Source organism: Streptomyces kronopolitis, from assembly GCF_050953795.1.
Classification (GTDB): domain Bacteria; phylum Actinomycetota; class Actinomycetes; order Streptomycetales; family Streptomycetaceae; genus Streptomyces; species Streptomyces kronopolitis_A.
The window spans coordinates 4,890,261-4,907,829 of sequence record NZ_CP191850.1 but is presented as its reverse complement, the minus strand read 5'-3'; the positions used below and the strand labels follow the sequence as shown (position 1 = coordinate 4,907,829).

The window sequence follows — 17,569 nt, the reverse complement described above, 5'->3', positions numbered from 1 at the left end:
CCACCCCGTCCCCACGGGGCACGGACCTCACACGCACAGGCCCGGATGCCGCGAAGGAGGGAATGTCTCCCTGTCTCCTTCTCCCTTCCCAGCATAGGTGCGTCGGCCCTTTCCCTCGCCTCCACGCAATCCCGTGCGGCCGGACCTGTCACCCACCCGCGCCCGGCCCGCGCAGCCTCTCGGCACGACAACCGTCCGCCCGGCAGGCTCAGTGCGTGCCCGCCGTCGCGCTCCGTACCGCCCCCACGCTCGCCACCACGACCAGCCCGATCGCCAGCACCTCGGCCCAGCCCAGCGCCTGGTGCAGCACGAGGAACCCGGCGGTGGCCGCGGCGGCCGGCTCCAGGCTCATCATGACCGCGAAGCCGGCGGCCGGGAGCTTGCGCAGGGCCAGCAGCTCCAGGGTGTAGGGCAGCACCGACGACATCATGGCGACCGCGGCGCCCAGCCCCACGGTGACCGGGTTCAGCAGCGCCGTCCCCGCACTGGCGACGCCGAGCGGCAGGCTGAGCAGCGCCGCGACGGTCATCGCCAGCGCCAGCCCGTCCGCCTGCGGGAAGCGCTGTCCCGTACGGGCGGAGAGCAGGATGTACGCGGCCCACAGTCCGCCGGCGGCCAGTGCGCACGCCGCCCCGGCGAGGTTCAGCCCGTCGAGCCCCGCACGTCCCAGCAGCACCACGCCACCCAGTGCCAGGGCCGCCCACAACAGGCTCAGCATCCGGCGTGAGGTGGCCACCGAGAGGATCAGCGGGCCGAGGAACTCCAGGGTGACCGCGGCGCCCAGCGGAATGCGGTCGATCGCCTGGTAGAACAGCGAGTTCATCCCGGCCAGGGCGACGCCGAAGGCCAGCACCGTCATCCAGTCGCCCCGGGTGTACCCGCGCACCTTCGGGCGGCAGACGACCAGCAGCACCAGCGAGGCGACCACCAGCCGCAGCGTGACCACGCCCAGCGCGCCGGCCCGCGGGAAGAGCAGCACCGCCACCGACGAGCCGAACTGGAGCGAGACGATCCCGCCGATGACCAGCGCCACCGACGCGATCCGCCCCCGCGCCCCCGCCGCCCCGGCGGCCCCGGCCTGCGCCTCCGCGGTCAGCACCTCGGGCGAGGGCGGCACGGGACGGGGAATGCCCTCACCGGCGACGGGCACGGTGGGGGCGGTGGCGGCGGGAGTGGCGGGCACGCGGCCATCGGGGCTCTCGGGCGTAGCGTTCACGCCACCACGCTACGGCCCGCCGTTCGGTCCGTGAAATGCCGCTTTCCCTGTTGTTATGCTCCGCACGCATGAGCATCGAGCTGCGTCATTTCCGCTGCTTTCTCGCCATCGCCGACACCCTGAGCATCACCCGCGCCGCCGAGCGGCTGCATCTGACCCAGCCCGCCGTCTCCCGCACCCTGCGCCAGCTGGAACAGGAGCTGGGCATCCGGCTCGTCGACCGCTCCACGCACCATCTCGCGCTCACCCCGGACGGCGTCACGTTCCGCGACCGGGCCCGGATCGCGGTCACCGCCTTCGACCGGGCGCTGGTCACCGCCCGGCACGCCGACTGGCCGCTGCGCCTGGGCCACGCCTGGTCGGCCGCCGGGACCGGCACCACCGCGCTGCTGCGCCGCTGGCACGAGGAGCACCCCCGCACCCCGCTGGAACTCCTGCGCATCGACGACCGCACGGCCGGTCTGGCCCGCGGTGACGTGGACGCCGCCCTGCTGCGCGGCGAGGTGCGCGCCCCCGGCCTGATCACCGAGCAGCTCACCACCGAGCCCCGGGTCGCCGGCCTGCCCGCCGACGATCCGCTGGCCGGCCGCACCGCGCTGTCCCTCGCGGACCTGGCCGACCGCACCATCGCCCTCAACACCGTCTCCGGCACCACGACGCTCGACCTGTGGCCGGCCGGTGCCCGTCCCGCCGCGTCGATCACCACCGGCAACACCGACGACTGGCTCGCCGCCATCACCGGCGGCCGCGCCGTGGGCGTGACCACCTCCGCCACCGCCGAGATGCACCCGCACCCCGCCATGTCCTACGTCCCGCTGACCGACGCCCCGCCCGTCCCCGTCCTCCTCGCCTGGCGTGACGGCCCGGGCCACCCCCGCATCCGGGACCTGATCACGCTGGCGCACGAGGTGATGGGCAAGGTGGCGCCGGAGCGGGGTTGAGGAGCCGAGGACGGGGCCGCGGGCCGGGCGGGCCCGCCCGGCGGCCGGGGACGCGGCGCCCTCAACGACCGTCCGGGGCGAGCCGGTCGAAGGCGACCAGCAGCTTTTCCGGGCCGCGCAGGATCGCGTTCTCCCGGTACGGCGGCGGGTCGGCGACCAGCCGCGGCGAGTGGAGCCGGCGGGCCAGGGCGGTGAGCGCTATCTGCGCCTCGGCGCGGGCGAGGGTGGCGCCGATGCAGTAGTGGAGGCCGCCGCCGAAGCCGAGATGGGCGTTGTCCCGGCGGTCGGGGACGAACCGGTCGGGGTCCTCGAAGCGGGTGGCGTCGCGGTTGCCCGCGGCGAGCAGGAGGCGGATGCGGGAGCCCTCGGGGATGGTGGTGCCGCCGAGGTCGATGTCCGCCAGGGCGCTGCGGCCGGACATCTGCACCGGCGGGTCGTAGCGCAGCACCTCCTCCACCAGCGGGGTGGCCAGGTCGGGGTCGGCGCGCAGCCGGGTGAGGGCGTCGGGGTTGCGCAGCAGGGCGAGGGTGCCGTTGGCGATGAGGTTGACGGTGGTCTCGTGACCGGCGATCAGCAGTAGACCGAGGGTGACGCGCAGCTGGATCGGGCCCATCACGTCGTCGGGGTCCTGGTGGAACATCAGGCCGGACAGCAGGTCGGAGCCGGGTTCGGCGCGGCGCTGGGTGATCAGCCCTTCCAGGTACTGGATCAACTCGCCGCGCGCCTGGTCGAGTTCGCGGAGTTCTTCCTCGGTCTGGGTGTCGACGGGGTCCAGGCCCCGGGTGAGGCGGCGGGCGATGCTGCCGAAGAGGGCCTCGTCCTCGCGGGGCACGCCGAGCAGTTCGCAGATCACCGTGACCGGCAGCGGGTAGGCGAGGTCGGCGACGACGTCGAGTTGCCCGGGGCGCTCGGAGAGGTGGGCGTCGAGGAGCCCGGAGACCAGGTCGCCGAGGTGGTCGCGCATGCCCATGACGCGGGGGACGAACTCCTCGGTGACCACCCGGCGCAGCTGGTCGTGCAGCGGCGGGTCCTGCATGAGCAGGCTCCGGGCGGCCTGGGGTGCCTTGTTCTGCGGGTCGAGCCGGTCGGCGCTGCTGCGCGGGTCGTGCAGCAGCTGCCTGATCTCCCGGTGGCCGCTGACCAGCCAGGTGCCGTCGTCCATCCGCACGACCGGGTCCCGGCGGAGCTGTGCGTAGCAGGGGTAGGGGTCGGCGCGGTGGTCGTAGCGCAGGACCTCGGCGAAGAGGTCGGTGGCCGAGGCGGTGGAAAGTGTCATGACGATTCTCCGTTCACCGGTGTGCGGTCGGGGCCGACGCGAGGGCCGACGGCGGGTGGATGTCGTGTTCCGGGGCGCGGCCGGCGTCACGGCCGGGGAAGCCGGCGTCGACGGGGTCGAGCCGGTCCGGTCCGTCGGTGGCGCCCAGCCGGGGCGGGAACGGCGCGCGGGCTTCGATGAGCGCCGCGTAGCCGTCCAGCACGCGCGGGGAGTCGACCGCCACGACGCCGACCAGCCTGCCCTTGAGCCCGTAGGCGGCGACGAACCGCCGCTGGTCGAGGGACCCTTGGGTGACGACGACCTGATCGGCGACGGCGGGCACGCCGACGGACTTGAGGTAGCGGCCGAACTGCTGGGACCAGAAGGCGGGCAGCGGCTGGTGCGCGCGCCGTTCGCCCGGGTCGTGGGTGAGGTTGTGCGCGGCGGTGCGGGCCTGGGCGAGTGCGTTGTCCCAGTGGTCCAGGCGCAGCAGCTGTCCGGGGTAGAGGGGATGCGGCCAGCGGGCGATGTCACCGGCGACGTAGATGTCCTCGGCCGGGCTGCCGCAGTCGGCCACCGCCCGGCAGTCGCCGGCGCTCACCACGCCGCGGTGGTCGGCGGCGAGCCCGGAGCCGGCCAGCCACTCGGTGTTGGCCACGGCGCCGGTGGCGATCACGGCCACCTCGACGGGCATCGCCGTGCCGTCGGACAGCACCGCCCGGCGCAGCCGCCCGGAGGCGTCGCCCTCCAGCGCCTCGACCGTGGTGTGCAGCCGCAGATCCACACCGGCCTCGCGGTACCAGTCGGCGGCGGCGCGGCCGGTCACCGCGCCCAACGCACCGGCCAGCGGGGCCGCGCTGCGCTGGGTCACCGTCACCGCGATCCCCAACTCGCGGCAGGCGGAGGCCACTTCCCCACCGGTGAAGCCGGCGCCGACGACCAGCACCCGCCGCGGACCGGCCGCCAGGGCGCCGCGCAGCCGCTCGGCGTCCTCGCGGGTGCGCAGCACATGCACGCCCTCCAGCGCGCCGCCGGCCTCGACGGGCCAGCGGCGTGCCCGGGTACCGGTGGCGATCAGCAGCCGGTCGTACGCGAGCCGCCGGCCGTCGGCCAGTTCCACCCGGCGGCCGGGCACGTCGAGCCCGGTGGCGGGCGTGCCGAGCAGCCAGCGGGCGCCGATGTCACGGACCCGGGGCAGCTCGATGCGGTCGCCGTCCAGCCGGCCGGTCAGCACCGCCTTCGACAGCGGGGGCCGGTCGTACGGCGCGTGCGGCTCCTCCCCGATCAGGGTGAGGTCCCCGGTGAACCCCTCGTCGCGGAGGGCTTCGGCGGCACGCAACCCGGCCAGCGAGGCGCCGACCACCACCACCCGGCCGGTACGCAGCCCTGCCGCGCCCGCCCCGGTCACCGGTCGTCCCCGTTCGCGACGGGCGCGGGCTCGGTGGCCCCGCCGAGGGTGATCGCCTGGACGGGGCAGGCGACCGCGGCGCGCTCCACCTCGCGCCGGGCGCCGGCGTCGGGCGCGTAGTCGTACTCCAGCGATTCCTCACCGTGGAACCGGAAGACCGTCGGGGCGGCGTAGACGCACTGTCCATAGCTCTGGCAGCGGTTCAGGTCCACCACCAGCCGCAGGGGCTGCGTGTTCATCTCTCTTCCCTTTCCTTGCTGGTCAGGGGGCCGAATGCGGCGGTTCCCGGGCCCTGTGCGGCCGGTCGCCGGTGGCCCGAACTGAGATAGCGGGCAACATTCAAATAGTGCTTGCTATTCAGACTGTACACGCTATCCGAGCTTTGACATAGCGATCCCTATCTGAATAACCTCGGCCACATGAACGCTGAGAGTGCTGAACCGGCCCGCCGGCGCCTGAGCCGGGCGGAAGCCAAGGCCCGCACCCGGTCGCTGCTGCTGGACGCGGCGGCCCGGGTCTTCGCCCGCAAGGGCTTCACCGGCGCCTCCGTGGAGGAGATCGCCGAGGCCGCGGGATTCTCCATCGGCGCGCTGTACTCGAACTTCGGCAACAAGGAGGCCCTGTTCCTCGAACTGCTCGCCGACCGCCACACCGACCGCATCGCCGAGGCCGCCCAGGCGCTGGAGCGCCACCCGGCGGGCACCGGGGAAGCCGCCGCCGAACTCAGCCGACTGCTGATCGCCGTCGCCGACAAGGACACCGACTTCGCGCCGCTGCAGGCCGAGTTCTGGCTCTACGCGGTCCGCAACCCCGAGGTCCTTGACACCATGGCGGCCAACCTGCGGGCCCCCCGCCACGCACTGGAACAGGTGATCAGCACGTCCCTGACCCGGCAGGACGCCCCCACCGGGGTCTCCGCCGAGGCCGTGGCGACGGTGGTGGCGGCCCTCTTCGGCGGCCTGGTGCGCCAGCGGCGCATCGACCCCGCCGGCGTGCCCGAGGAGCTCTTCGGCCACGCCCTGCAGTGGCTGTTCACCGGCATCCGCGCGGGCGCGCCGGCCCCGTCGGACACCGTCTGATCACACCCCCCGAGCGGCCCGCCCCCCGCAGGAGCGGGCCGCCGGACAGCAAGACCGGCCGGCTGCCGAGCCGGCTGCGGGGGCGTAGCGGCACGACCACGTGCGCGCCGCGGCGCCCCGTGAGCACACCCCTCCTGCCCCTCCCGAAGGAACCACCTTCATGAACGCTCCCCGCACCGCCCCGGCCCCCGACGACACCGCCACCTCAGCCACCACCACCACCGCCACCGCCGCCCGCAAACTCCGTCTGCGCTATGCGGCCATCGGCCTGTGGATGGCGTTCACCTGGTGCGGCGAGGGCAACGCACCGGCCTGGGAACACGCCCTGCGCACCCTCGTCATCCTGCTGATCCTGCCGCCCCTCCTCCTGCGGGCCAACCGCCACCTCACCCACAAGCTCTACGAGAGCGCCCGCCCCGGCCGGGTCATCGCCCAGCTGATCACGGCACGGATCGCCGCCGTCACGGTCGCCTTCGGCGCCGGATTCCTACTCGGCCACCTGCTGGACCCCCAGGCCGGCCGCTCCCCGGTCCTGCCGGCCCTCGGCTTCCTGCTCCTCCTCGCCAGCATCCCCGCACAGATCCGCCACGCCCACCGCACCCGGACCGGCACCACCCACCCCGCGACGCAACCCGCCCTCTCCGCCCCACGCCTGATCGCCGCAAAACTCACCCTCATCACCGCCGCCCTGGTGGCCCAACTCCTCCTCACCCCCTACCTGCCCAACGCCACCTACGCCGTCGCCGCAGCCCTCTTCCTCGCCACCGCCGCCATGGGCCCCAGGGTCCACCGGCGCTTCCTGCTCACCCACCCGGCGCCGACGAACGACAGGGCGGCAGACGTGCCGGGCTGATCCGGGCGGCGCTCACCGGCCACCGGCCGCTCATCGGACCCGGCCCCTCCCTGGACAGCTACGGATCGCCTCGACTCACCTCGGATCACCTCCCGCGGGCCACCTCAGCGGACACACCCGCTCCGGCCGCGCTCGGTGCGGACCACAGGCGATCAGGTTCAGCGAAAGAAACCGCCCGCCGCTCACCCACCACCCCCCGACCCGGTCCTCGCCCGCGGTCAGGACCCGCACGGTCTCCTCGTACGACGGCTCCGGCACACACGACCCGACGAACAGCCCTGCATACTCGACGAGTTGACCGGCAAGCCAGTCAGCCGCCTTCTCCGCCTCCTCAAACGTCGCCTCAATCCGGGCGGCCGGCTTCAACAGCCAATCCGCGCACACCAGCGGCATCATCTGAGCGGACCGGAACTCCGGGTGATCCGGCCGCCGGTGCGCATCCCCCGGCTTGACGAGAACGTCCCCGCTGCCGAGCCAGACGTAGGCGTGGTGATGAGGTGCGGCCATCGCACTCCCCGATCTCCCCGATCTCTCTGATCTCTCTGATCCGAACGCCGCGCGGGCGGCCCCCGCCCCCGTCAAGGGACAAGAGCCGCCCGCCCCCGGGCTACTGACGACCGCAGCCCTGCCCATCCCCGCAGCCTCCGCTGGGGTCACCTCCCTGGTTGTCGTCCTCGTCGCCGTACTTGACCGGGGCGAGGCGGTATCGCATGGTGATCTCCTCGGGTGCGCTGTCGCCGCGTGGTCGGTCCGCGCGCCGTCGTGCACGTACGAGGGCCCTCCGTCCTTGGGTGGGCCCACCCGTCCCGGCCGTGCCCTGCCAGGGAATGACGGCCGGGACGGGAGCTTTCACGACCACCCGCTCCCGCTCACGACTCCGCCCCGTGTCGCGCACGATGCCGCGCGATCAGCACGTGGAAGTCGGTCACCTTGCTGGGGTCCCGGGCGGCGACGGCCTGTTTGCGGCCGCGCTCCAGGTCTTGGCAAACGGGACAGCGATGCTCTGCGGGGACTCGTTCCGGCTCCAGGGAGCGCAGACCGGATGGCACATCGGCGCCATGGGGCGACAGCGACGCGATACCGCCAGCGACGAAGGCATCGCGCGAAGGCCCAGCCCCTCCACTGGGGTCAGCCCGGTGCTGCTTCTCGGATGAGGTCATGAACGGGACGCTAGAGAGCGGCAGGTGGGCACCGCGAGGAAAGTTTCGCGAAGTTTCTCGTGCTATGACGAGACTTTCTCTACTCTTCACGCGTAGGCGAGCGGAGTCTGTACCGCCGAACTACGGGCCCCTGAATGCTGGACACGTCAGTCCGAACGAAGGGAAACGATCACGAGGCGACTGCGCTTCAGCGGTACCGGAAGTGGCGGCGACGGATGCCCGTCCGTCCATGAGGATCTGGACACGGGTGAGATCGTCGTGCACGGCCCGCCACTCACCGACCGCGCCGACATCGCCCAGCTCCAGCACCTGTCCGAGGACGAGACGGCGATCGTCTTACCACGAACGCTGCTGGTTGACTTCGGCCCAAAGGAGGCAACTCGCGTGCCACGCATCATCGACCTGGACGAATTCGGCCGACTCTTCACCGCCTTCAAGCACACGGCATGGCGGCTGGAGACACGACGCCGATATGCGAGCGATGAAGACACCGAAACCTACGCACAGTTCACCCGAGGCGAGCCCGTGACCTGGGACGGCGTCGATGCGGAATGGTGCACCAAGCGGCGGGAACAGTCCGCGCTCGGTAAGCGCTTCGAGGGAGTCCGCATCATCGACACCCCTCCGACCACCGGGCAGCTCTACCTGATCGACAACGCCAAGCGGAACAGCGCTGTAGGCGAGGACATTCGCAACCTCTCGCGCGCTGACGCCGAGCAACTCCAGTTGCCCGAAGAGGACTTCTGGATCTTCGACTCTCGCTTCGTCGCCCTGCTCAACTTCGACCACGCGGACAACCTGATCGACGTCGAGCTGATCACCGAACCGGTTGCCGTCAATCGGTACGCCCAGGTACGCGACGCAGCCTGGCACTACGCCACCCCGTACCAGCAGTTCGCGGAAACAGCAGCCGCACCGCAAGGGTGACAATGGCCCGGTGAGTACTGACTTCCAGCAGGCACGAGAAGCCCTGGGCGACCGACTCAGGGAACTGCGCCACTCCTGCCCTGAAGGTCGGCTCACCGGAGCCCAACTTGCCGAACGGCTTCACTGGCCACACTCCAAGATCAGCAAACTGGAAAACGGGCGCCAGACCGCCACCGCTGATGACCTGCAAGCCTGGGCAGAAGCCACCGGCCAGCCAGAAACGGCAGGCGAATTGACTTCCCGGGCGGCCGCCCTGGAGTCCCAGGTGCGCTCATGGCGCCGACAGCTCGCCTCGGGGCACAGAGCCGTACAGGACACGCACAATGCGGAGCACGTGCGGACCTCCGTCTTTCACGCATGGCAAGGAGCCATGGTCGTGGGGCAACTTCAGACGGCTGACTACGCACGTCACATCCTCACGCGCTATGCCGCCCTGCACGAATCGCCCCGCGACACGGACGACGCGGTCCGAGCACGCATGCAAAGGCAAGAGGGTCTGTACAAGGCGGGGAAGAAGTACCGGATCATCATGTGGGAGGCGGTACTGCACGCTCTGGTTTGCCCGCCTCCCGTGCTCGCCGCTCAACTCGACCGCCTTGCGGGAGTCATCGGCCTCGACACAATCGAATTGGGGATTGTGCCCTTCAGCGCGCCGCTGAAGATCCCGCCGGCCAATGGATTTTGGGTACTGGATAGGCGAGTCGCGATCGTTGAAGACTGGCACGCGGAGCTCTGGCTCGACGACGCACCGAGCATCACCACATATATGAAGGTATGGAACACGCTGCAGAAGTCCGCGGTCTACGGCCCCACAGCGCAGAACGTCATAAACAGGGCCCGACGAGCCCTTGGCACACACTGACTTTATTGCAACTCAGAAAAATCATCTAAAGGTTGGACTAAGCCCAGGGAGGCCGCCGCGTGTCCACTCTCGTCGACTTAAAAGAGTTCCAAGAGATCTTCAAGACCTTCGAACACTCTGCGTGGCGCCTGGAGACCCGCCGCGGCTACGCCTCCGATCGCGAGACCACGACCTACCGCGAGTTCGTCGAGACGGGCACAGTGACGTGGAATCTTGACAATGAGTGGTGCAGGAACATGCAGGCACAGACTGCGGCGGGAAAACGCGTCGGTCGGGTGCGTATCGTCGACGACCCGCCCACCACAGGCCAGCTGTACCTGCTCACCAACGCAAAGCGGAACTCAGCCACTGGCGAGGACATGCGCAACCTATGGCGCGCTGAGGCCGAGCGTCTGCACCTACCCGCCGAGGACTTCTGGATCTTCGACTCGCGGTTCATCGCGCTCTTGCACTTCGACGAAGCAGACGTACTTCTCCACATCGAATTGATCACGGAGCCGGCGGAAGTGATGCGGTACGCCCAGGCCCGTGACGCCGCCCTTCACCACTCCAAGCCCTTGGAGCAATTCGTGGTACTGGTAGCCGCAACTCAGAACTGAGCAATGGCAGTCGAGCACGGCCGGAGCTCCCAGAGTTACCTCTGCTCCGCCCAATCCACTATCCGTCACAGAGGGAGCGCCCAATGCCGCAATCATTGAACTCCGAATTCACGTACACCGAGTGGTGTCACCAGATGGGCGACGGACTAAAGCCCCTCCAGGAGAGCTTGGACCCGTTATTCCAAGGCACTCAGATGTTCCGCGTCTACTCCTCCACTCTCATGCCGGGTCTGGTGCAGACGGAGGGCTACGCGGCCGCAGTGCTGCGCAGCGTCGCTCAGTTTTCTGACCTTCCCTTCGACGACAGCGCGGAAGCCGCTCAGGCCAGGGTCGAGCGGTCCAGGGTCCTCCACCAACCAGGCCACGAATTCGATCTGCTCATCGAGGAATCTGTGCTGTATCACCAGATTCCGAATCCGGAGGCGATGGCTGCCCAGCTGGAAGCTCTGGCGACCGCCGGCGCGCTACCTGCGGTTTCGCTCGGAGTCCTTCCGCTGGCCACTCGCGAGGCTGGCGGCCGCCCACACGCCAGGGGCACTTGCCGTAGCCAGACAGCCTCAGCGCGTGCAGGCGGATCGTCTGGGCTCGTGGACGGCCCTGGCCATGCACTGCCCCGTGCGCGCGGTGCGGCTGATGGGCGCGGACGCGAGAAGGGTGATTGCCGGCCTCCCGGAGGAGGAACGGCGGCGCGTGCGATCGGAGTTGGCGCGTCCAGGGCCGGTAGGGGCGATGGCCGCGCTCCAGCGGGGTGAGTCGTGTGGTCTGGCGCTCGACTGCGCCGGGGCCTGGGTGGAGTGGTCGGCCGGGCCGGTGCTCTTCCTGCCTCTCGTCGAGGGCTCGCCCGGCAGCCCTGGTCCGCGCCGGGCCGATCGGCCGAGGGGCTTCGGGGCAGCCCTGAGGGCGGGTGACAGCGTCCCGTAAGGGGAGCGGGCGATGAGTCAGTGGCCCTCCCCCAGCGCCTCCGCCAGTACCTCTGCCAGGTGGCGGCCCGGCCGGTCGCTCAGTTGTTCCAGCTGCGTGCGGCAGGAGAAGCCGTCGGCGAGGATTTCGGTGTCGGCGGGGGCTTCGCGTACGGCGGGCAGGAGTTGGTCCTCGGCGCAGGCGAGCGAGACGTCGTAGTGGCCGCGTTCGAAGCCGAAGTTGCCGGCCAGGCCGCAGCAGCCGCCGGTCAACGGGCCGGTGAGGCCCGCGCGTTCGCGCAGCCGGCGGTCGGCGGCGTCGCCCAGGACGGCGTGCTGGTGGCAGTGGGTCTGGCCGGCGACGGGGCGGTCGACGCGCGGGGGGCGCCAGTCGGGGGCCAGTTCCTCCAGGGCCTGGGCGAAGGTCCGTACGGAGCGGGCCAGGCGGGCCGCCCGGGGGTCGTCGGGGAGGAGTTCGGGCAGGTCGGTGCGGAGGGCGGCGGCGCAGCTCGGTTCGAGGACGACCAGGGGGCGGCCGTCCCGCAGGAGGGGGGCGAGCACGTCCACCGTGCGGCGCATGACGGCGCGGGCCCGGTCGAGCTGTCCGGTGGAGACATAGGTCAGACCGCAGCACAGGGGGCGGTGGCGGCGCGGGAGGAGGCTCGACATGCCCGTGCGCGGGGGTGCGGTCGGGGGGAGGAGGGGGCGCAGGCCGGCGGCCTCCAGGACGCGGACGGCGGCCCGGCCGACCTGGGGGGAGAGGTGGTTGGTGAAGGTGTCGGGCCAGAGGACGACGGTGCGGCCGGAGGTGCCACGAGGAGCACCGGTGGTCCGGCGGCGGTGCCACCACCAGCGGGTGAAGGTCTCGGTGGCCAGTGCGGGGATCGGACGCTCGGGGGCGATGCCGCCGAGGCGTTTGCCGACGGCGGCCAGGGGTGTACGGGCCAGCGCGTTGAGGGCGGGGGCCGCGGGGGCGGCGGCGTGCAGCCACTCGGGCAGGCGGCCCATGGAGTAGTGGGCGGCGGGCCGCAGCCGGCCCGCGTAGTGGTGGTGGAGGAACTCGGCCTTGTAGGTGGCCATGTCGACGCCCACGGGGCAGTCGCTGCGGCAGCCCTTGCAGGAGAGGCAGAGGTCGAGGGCGTCGCGTACCTCCGGCGACTGCCAGCCGTCCGTGATCACCTCGCCGGAGAGCATCTCGTGCAGCAGCCGGGCCCGGCCCCGGGTGGAGTGCTGCTCCTCGCCGGTGGCGCGGAAGGACGGGCACATGACGTCCGCCGAGCCCGGGGCGGTGGTGGTGTTGCGGCATTTGGCGACGCCGACGCAGCGGCGGACGGCGGCGGAGAAGTCGCCGTTGTCATGCGGGTAGCCGAACTCGACCGGGACCGGGGTCTTGGGCAGCGGCGCGAAGCGGAGGTTCTCGTCGAGCCGGGCGGGACGGACCAGCATGCCGGGGTTGAGCCCGGCGGCCGGGTCCCAGAGCGACTTGAACCGCTCGAAGACGCCGACGAGTTCGGGGCCGTACATCTTCGGCAGGAGTTCGGCGCGGGCCTGGCCGTCGCCGTGTTCTCCGGAGAGCGAGCCGCCGTGCGCGACGACCAGCTCGCCCAGGTCGCAGGAGAACTCCCGGAAGCGGCGGATGCCGGGGGCGGTCAGCAGGTCGAAGTCGATACGGATGTGGATGCAGCCGTCGCCGAAGTGGCCGTAGGGGGTGCCGCGCAGGCCGTGCTGGGCCAGCAGGGCGCGGAAGTCCCGCAGATACGGCCCGAGTCGGGCCGGGGGGACGGCGCAGTCCTCCCATCCGGGCCAGGCCTCCGAGCCGTCGGGCATCCGGGTGGCGGTGCCGGAGGCGTCCTCGCGGATGCGCCACAGGGCGCGCTGGCCGGCCGGGTCGGTGACGAGGGTGTGGTCGGTGGTGCCGTCCGCGGCCGCCCGGCACAGCGCCTCGGCGCGGGCCGCCGCCTCGCCGGGGCTCGCGCCGCCCATCTCGACGAACAGCCAGGCGCCGCCCTTGGGCAGCCCGGCCGCGTCGCCCACCAGGTCGGCGGCCATCCCCTCGACGGTCATCGGCTTGTGCGGGAGAAGGGTGTGCGCGGCCTCGGCCGCGGCGCTCTCGTCGGGGTAGCCGAGGACGGCGAGGGCCCGGGCGGCGGGGGTCTCCACGAGCCGCACGGTCGCCTCGGTCAGCACCCCGAGGGTGCCCTCGCTGCCGGTGAGGGCGCGGGCGAGGTCGGTGCCGGCCTCCGGGAGCAGCGCGTCCAGGGCGTAGCCGGAGATCCGGCGGGGGAGGTCGGGGTAGCCGGTGCGCAGCAGCGCCAACTCGGCGTCCACCAGCGCCTTCACTCCGTCCCGCAGCCGCGGCGGGAGGCCGGTGGGGGCGCCGGTGCGGTCCGTGCCGCGGCCGGCCCGCACCTGCTCGCCGCCGTACGTCAGCAGCTCCAGCTCACGGACACTGTCGGCGGTGGTACCCCAGGCCACCGAGTGCGAGCCGCAGGAATTGTTGCCGATCATGCCGCCGAGGGTGCAGCGGCTGTGGGTGGAGGGGTCGGGGCCGAAGGTCAGCCCGTGGGCCCCGGCCGCCGCCCGCAGGTCGTCCAGGATGACGCCGGGCTGGACGACGGCGGTGCGGGCCGCGGGGTCCAGCGACACGATCCGGTCCAGGTGCCGGGTGAAGTCCAGCACCACGCCCACCCCGGTCGCCTGCCCGGCGATGCTGGTGCCGCCGCCGCGCGGCACCACCGGCACCGCGTGCTCCCGGCACACCCGCAGCGCCGCCGCCACGTCCTCGGCGTCCCGGGGCGCGACGACCGCCAGCGGCACCCGCCGGTAGTTCGACGCGTCCATCGTCATCAGTGCCCGGTCGGCCGCGGCGAACGAGACCTCCCCCCGCACCGCGGCCGCCAACTCCTCCGCCAGATTCCGCTGCTCCGTCTCCGTGCGCTCAGCCATGTCCCCAGCCTGCCCACTACGGCGGGGTCATGGCCCGTCGGCGGGGCCGTTGTTTTGCGGAGGGCGGGAGGGTGGATCCGGGGCGGGGACGGTGGCCGGTTCCCCGTACGCGTCCGCACCGGGCCCCTCGTACGCGTCCTGATCCGCCGTCCAGGGGCTCATCCGCGGCCCCGGCCTCCTCGCCGGCTCCCGCCGGGTGGAAGGGGAAGAGGTTCTGCGGGTCGTGGACGGCCCTGCGCGCGGCCGGGTGCGCGTGCTCGGCTGCGTCGTGCAGGCTGCGGGCCACCTCGGCGGCGTCAGGGGCGGGGGCGTCGGTGCCTGCCGTACCGGGGGCGGGCAGTCGTGCCAGGTCGTCGTGCGTCATGCCGGGCACTCCGACGCGAAGGCGTGACACCCGCCGTCATGGACAGCGGCCCGGATGACATCGGACCGCCGGCTCTCGGTCCTCCTGCTGCTGCAGACCCGCGGCCGGGTGCCGGCCGGGGAGCCGGCCGGAGCCCTGACGGGGCTGCCCCGTACGGGTGAGGACGGGAGGACGCCGGGCGGCGGGGACGGCGCGGCTCCCGGGGCCGACCCCGGAAACGAACCCGGCTGGGCCATGATCGAGCCGGCGTACCCGGTCGTCCGGGCCGTCCGTCAGCTGCTGCGGTCCGGCGACTCCCTGGAGGTCCTCGGCCCGCCCGGGGCCCGCCGGGTGACGGCCGAGGCGGCGGCCGCGGTCACCGCCGTCCACGCGGCCGGCGATCCGCCCCGTGAGCCGCGGCCCGGCCGTCCACCGTGCGGGCGTCCGGCATCTCACCCGCTGGACGCGCCGCAGAAAGCCGCAGCACGACGGATTAGGCTTCCCCCGTGGCTGATATCCAGATTCCCGCTGACATCAAGCCCGCCGACGGACGCTTCGGCGCGGGCCCTTCCAAGGTGCGAACGGAGGCGCTCGGCGCCCTGGCCGCGACCGGCAGCTCCCTTCTCGGCACCTCCCACCGCCAGGCCCCGGTCAAGAACCTGGTCGGCTCGGTGCGCGACGGCGTACGCGACCTCTTCCAGCTGCCCGAGGGGTACGAGGTCATCCTCGGCAACGGCGGCTCCACCGCGTTCTGGGACATCGCGACGCACGGCCTGATCGAGCGCAAGTCCCAGCACCTGTCCTTCGGCGAGTTCTCCTCGAAGTTCGCCAAGGCCGCCAAGCTGGCCCCGTGGCTGGACGAGCCCACCGTCCGGTCCGCCGACCCGGGCAGCCACCCGGAGCCGCAGGCCGAGGCGGGTGTCGACGTCTACGGCCTCACCCACAACGAGACCTCGACCGGCGTCGCGGCCCCCATCGAGCGGGTCGCGGGCGCGGACGAGGGTGCGCTGGTCCTGGTCGACGCCACCTCCGGCGCCGGCGGCCTGCCCGTGGACATCACCGAGACGGACGTCTACTACTTCGCCCCGCAGAAGTCCTTCGCCTCCGACGGCGGCCTGTGGCTGGCGGCCTTCTCCCCCGCCGCCCTGGAGCGCGCCCGCGCCGTGCACGCCTCGGGCCGCCACATCCCGGAGTTCTTCTCGCTGCCCACGGCGATCGACAACTCCCTGAAGAACCAGACGTACAACACCCCGGCGCTGTCCACCCTCTTCCTGCTCAACGAGCAGCTGGAGTGGATGAACGGCCAGGGCGGGCTGGACTGGGCGGTGCGCCGCACGGCCACCTCCTCGGGCACCCTCTACGGCTGGGCCGAGGACTCCAAGTACGCCACCCCGTTCGTCACCGACCCGGCCAAGCGCTCGCAGGTCATCGGCACCATCGACTTCGACGAGGGCGTGGACGCCGCCGCCGTCGCCAAGGCCCTGCGCGCCAACGGCATCGTCGACACCGAGCCCTACCGCAAGCTCGGCCGCAACCAGCTGCGGATCGCGATGTTCCCGGCGATCGACCCGGCGGACGTCGAGGCCCTGACGGCCTGCATCGACCACGTGATCGGCAAGCTGTAGCGCGGCGGGTCCCGCCCGTCCGCACCTCGCGGCACAGGCCCCGGCGGAGCTCCGCCGGGGCCTGTGCCGTTGGTTCCTCGGGCCCGGACCGTCGCACCACCGGGCGCGGGCCGTTCGGGGCACCGGGGCTCGCGCCGCCACGGGGCGGTCGGCGAACGGCGGACTCCCCCGAACGGACGTACCGCATTGTGGCCGAACGGGCGGATATGCCTGGATGGATGCCATGACGAATCCCCCGGTGCCCGGCCTCGCGCCCTTCGAACGGCAAGCGACGATCTTGCTGACCACGTACAAGCGCGACGGCGACGGCGTCGGCACCCCGGTCCATCTCGCCGTCGACGGCGACCACGCGTACCTGCGGACGTACGGCAGCGCCTGGAAGGTCAAGCGGATGCGGAACTTCCCGGAGGTGGAGATCTGCGCCTCCACCTGGCGGGGGCGGCCCACCGGACCCGCCGTCCGGGCGCGGGTGCGGCTGCTGGACCCGCAGACCCGTGAGTACCGGCGCGCGGAGCGCTCGCTGACCCGCAAGTACCCGCTGCTCCACGGGCTGCTGGTCCCCCTGGCCCACCGCCTCAAGAAGGAACGGACCCTCCACTACGAGCTGCGACTGACCGAGGACGCCCCGGGCGCCGGAGCGTGAGGCGCGACGGGAACGGCCCGCGCCCGCTCTTGCCGGCCGGGCGCCCCGGGTGGCGCCCCGCTCCGCTCAGTCGCCGAGGTCCTGCCCGACGGTGACGGTGCCGCCGGAGGACGGGAGGGACCGCAGCTGGGCACCGGGGGCGATCTTCCCGACGGTGGCGTACTGGTAGCACGGGAAGCGGACGCAGGTCACCTTCCGCGCGGGGCCGTACCGCAGGGTGAAGTGCGTCCCGTTGGCGAACGACCGCGCCGACGCGGGCAACTTCACGCCGTTGGCCCCCGCCTTCTCCATGTCCGACGCGGGAATCACCGTGACGGCACCCGACAGCCCGGTCCCGCTGTAGGTACACAGACTCCCCGCCGGACAGCTCGGGGCCGCCTGCGCCGGAGCGGTGAATCCGACCGCACCGAGCACGAGGGTGAGGGCCGAGCCGGCGAGGGCTAACGCACGCTTGCGGACCATTGGTCTACTCCGAATTCTTCGGGGGACGACGTGGGCAGAACTGCGGAATTCCCTAAATTCCGACCGGACTCACTGTGCCACGGGTTCCGGCCGCACCGAACCCGAGGGACCCGATTGCGCCTCACGACATCCCATTAGCGGACATCACATTTTTGTCCGGTTGCGCTCGCCCCGCACTCCGTTCTTTGTGGCGAACCCACTCCCCCGCAGGCGCCACATTTCCCCCCTCACCGCCGCGCCCACGCCGACGATGACCGAATCCCTCCCCCGCCCGCCGCCAAGGCGGCACCCCCTTCCGCCCGGCGCCCGGGCCTTCCGCGGAAAAAGAATTTCCCCGGCGCGGGAGACATC

17 protein-coding genes are annotated in these 17,569 nt (G+C 72.2%); 9 read left to right on the top strand and 8 right to left on the bottom strand.

Features of this window, described 5'->3' with window-relative positions; all coding sequences use genetic code 11:
- Positions 1 to 208: 208 nt before the first annotated feature.
- Positions 209 to 1,150, bottom strand: a complete 942-nt coding sequence (locus ACQP17_RS21810; RefSeq protein WP_433859970.1) for an EamA family transporter — start codon at positions 1,148 to 1,150, stop codon at positions 209 to 211.
- A gap of 134 nt (positions 1,151 to 1,284) precedes the next feature.
- Between ACQP17_RS21810 and ACQP17_RS21805 the strand changes: the two genes are divergently transcribed.
- A complete protein-coding gene (locus tag ACQP17_RS21805; protein ID WP_433857775.1) occupies positions 1,285 to 2,157 on the top strand; it encodes a LysR family transcriptional regulator in 873 nt (290 codons plus the stop codon).
- Positions 2,158 to 2,218: 61 nt separating this feature from the next.
- Here the strand turns inward: ACQP17_RS21805 and ACQP17_RS21800 are convergent, their stop codons facing one another.
- From ACQP17_RS21800 to ACQP17_RS21790, 3 genes are read right to left on the bottom strand one after another with little or no spacing between them, the layout of a single operon-like run.
- Positions 2,219 to 3,433, bottom strand: a complete 1,215-nt coding sequence (locus tag ACQP17_RS21800; RefSeq protein ID WP_433857774.1) for a cytochrome P450 — start codon at positions 3,431 to 3,433, stop codon at positions 2,219 to 2,221.
- Positions 3,434 to 3,446: 13 nt separating this feature from the next.
- Positions 3,447 to 4,820, bottom strand: a complete 1,374-nt coding sequence (locus tag ACQP17_RS21795; protein ID WP_433857773.1) for an NAD(P)/FAD-dependent oxidoreductase — start codon at positions 4,818 to 4,820, stop codon at positions 3,447 to 3,449.
- A complete protein-coding gene (locus ACQP17_RS21790; RefSeq protein ID WP_433857772.1) occupies positions 4,817 to 5,059 on the bottom strand; it encodes a ferredoxin in 243 nt (80 codons plus the stop codon). Before ACQP17_RS21790 ends, ACQP17_RS21795 begins: the two co-directional genes overlap by 4 nt.
- A 180-nt stretch (positions 5,060 to 5,239) precedes the next feature.
- Between ACQP17_RS21790 and ACQP17_RS21785 the strand changes: the two genes are divergently transcribed.
- Both ACQP17_RS21785 and ACQP17_RS21780 read left to right on the top strand, forming a co-directional pair.
- Complete coding sequence (locus ACQP17_RS21785; RefSeq protein ID WP_433857771.1) at positions 5,240 to 5,899, top strand: TetR/AcrR family transcriptional regulator; 660 nt, start codon at positions 5,240 to 5,242, stop codon at positions 5,897 to 5,899.
- Between the two features lie 160 nt (positions 5,900 to 6,059).
- Complete coding sequence (locus ACQP17_RS21780) at positions 6,060 to 6,752, top strand: hypothetical protein (protein WP_433857770.1); 693 nt, start codon at positions 6,060 to 6,062, stop codon at positions 6,750 to 6,752.
- Between the two features lie 75 nt (positions 6,753 to 6,827).
- Here ACQP17_RS21780 and ACQP17_RS21775 read toward each other — a convergent pair whose 3' ends face one another.
- A complete protein-coding gene (locus tag ACQP17_RS21775) occupies positions 6,828 to 7,259 on the bottom strand; it encodes a hypothetical protein (RefSeq protein ID WP_433857769.1) in 432 nt (143 codons plus the stop codon).
- Positions 7,260 to 8,080: 821 nt separating this feature from the next.
- Here ACQP17_RS21775 and ACQP17_RS21770 point away from each other — a divergent pair.
- The 4 genes from ACQP17_RS21770 to ACQP17_RS21755 all read left to right on the top strand — a co-directional run bounded on the left by ACQP17_RS21770 (position 8,081) and on the right by ACQP17_RS21755 (position 11,052).
- Positions 8,081 to 8,839, top strand: a complete 759-nt coding sequence (locus tag ACQP17_RS21770) for a DUF6879 family protein (RefSeq protein WP_433859969.1) — start codon at positions 8,081 to 8,083, stop codon at positions 8,837 to 8,839.
- Positions 8,840 to 8,849: 10 nt separating this feature from the next.
- Positions 8,850 to 9,701, top strand: coding sequence for a helix-turn-helix domain-containing protein (locus tag ACQP17_RS21765; RefSeq protein ID WP_433857768.1), 852 nt, complete (start codon positions 8,850 to 8,852; stop codon positions 9,699 to 9,701).
- Positions 9,702 to 9,760: 59 nt separating this feature from the next.
- Positions 9,761 to 10,300, top strand: a complete 540-nt coding sequence (locus ACQP17_RS21760) for a DUF6879 family protein (protein ID WP_433857767.1) — start codon at positions 9,761 to 9,763, stop codon at positions 10,298 to 10,300.
- A gap of 83 nt (positions 10,301 to 10,383) precedes the next feature.
- Positions 10,384 to 11,052: a Scr1 family TA system antitoxin-like transcriptional regulator gene (locus ACQP17_RS21755; protein WP_433857766.1), complete on the top strand. Its 669-nt coding sequence runs from the start codon at positions 10,384 to 10,386 to the stop codon at positions 11,050 to 11,052.
- A 186-nt stretch (positions 11,053 to 11,238) separates the two neighbouring features.
- Here ACQP17_RS21755 and ACQP17_RS21750 read toward each other — a convergent pair whose 3' ends face one another.
- Complete coding sequence (locus ACQP17_RS21750) at positions 11,239 to 14,145, bottom strand: FAD-binding and (Fe-S)-binding domain-containing protein (protein ID WP_433857765.1); 2,907 nt, start codon at positions 14,143 to 14,145, stop codon at positions 11,239 to 11,241.
- A 16-nt stretch (positions 14,146 to 14,161) separates the two neighbouring features.
- Positions 14,162 to 14,509 carry a hypothetical protein gene (locus ACQP17_RS21745; RefSeq protein ID WP_433857764.1) on the bottom strand — a complete coding sequence of 116 codons (348 nt, stop codon included), beginning with the start codon at positions 14,507 to 14,509 and terminating at the stop codon, positions 14,162 to 14,164.
- A 485-nt stretch (positions 14,510 to 14,994) separates the two neighbouring features.
- Here ACQP17_RS21745 and serC point away from each other — a divergent pair, with 485 nt between their 5' ends.
- Together serC and ACQP17_RS21735 are read left to right on the top strand one after the other, a co-directional pair.
- Positions 14,995 to 16,113, top strand: coding sequence for a phosphoserine transaminase (gene serC, locus ACQP17_RS21740; protein ID WP_433857763.1), 1,119 nt, complete (start codon positions 14,995 to 14,997; stop codon positions 16,111 to 16,113).
- A gap of 223 nt (positions 16,114 to 16,336) precedes the next feature.
- Entirely contained in the window at positions 16,337 to 16,756 is a 420-nt protein-coding gene (locus tag ACQP17_RS21735; protein ID WP_364884671.1) for a PPOX class F420-dependent oxidoreductase, read from the top strand.
- 66 nt (positions 16,757 to 16,822) lie between these two features.
- Here the strand turns inward: ACQP17_RS21735 and ACQP17_RS21730 are convergent, their stop codons facing one another.
- Positions 16,823 to 17,218: a peptidase inhibitor family I36 protein gene (locus tag ACQP17_RS21730; RefSeq protein ID WP_433857762.1), complete on the bottom strand. Its 396-nt coding sequence runs from the start codon at positions 17,216 to 17,218 to the stop codon at positions 16,823 to 16,825.
- Positions 17,219 to 17,569: the final 351 nt, after the last annotated feature.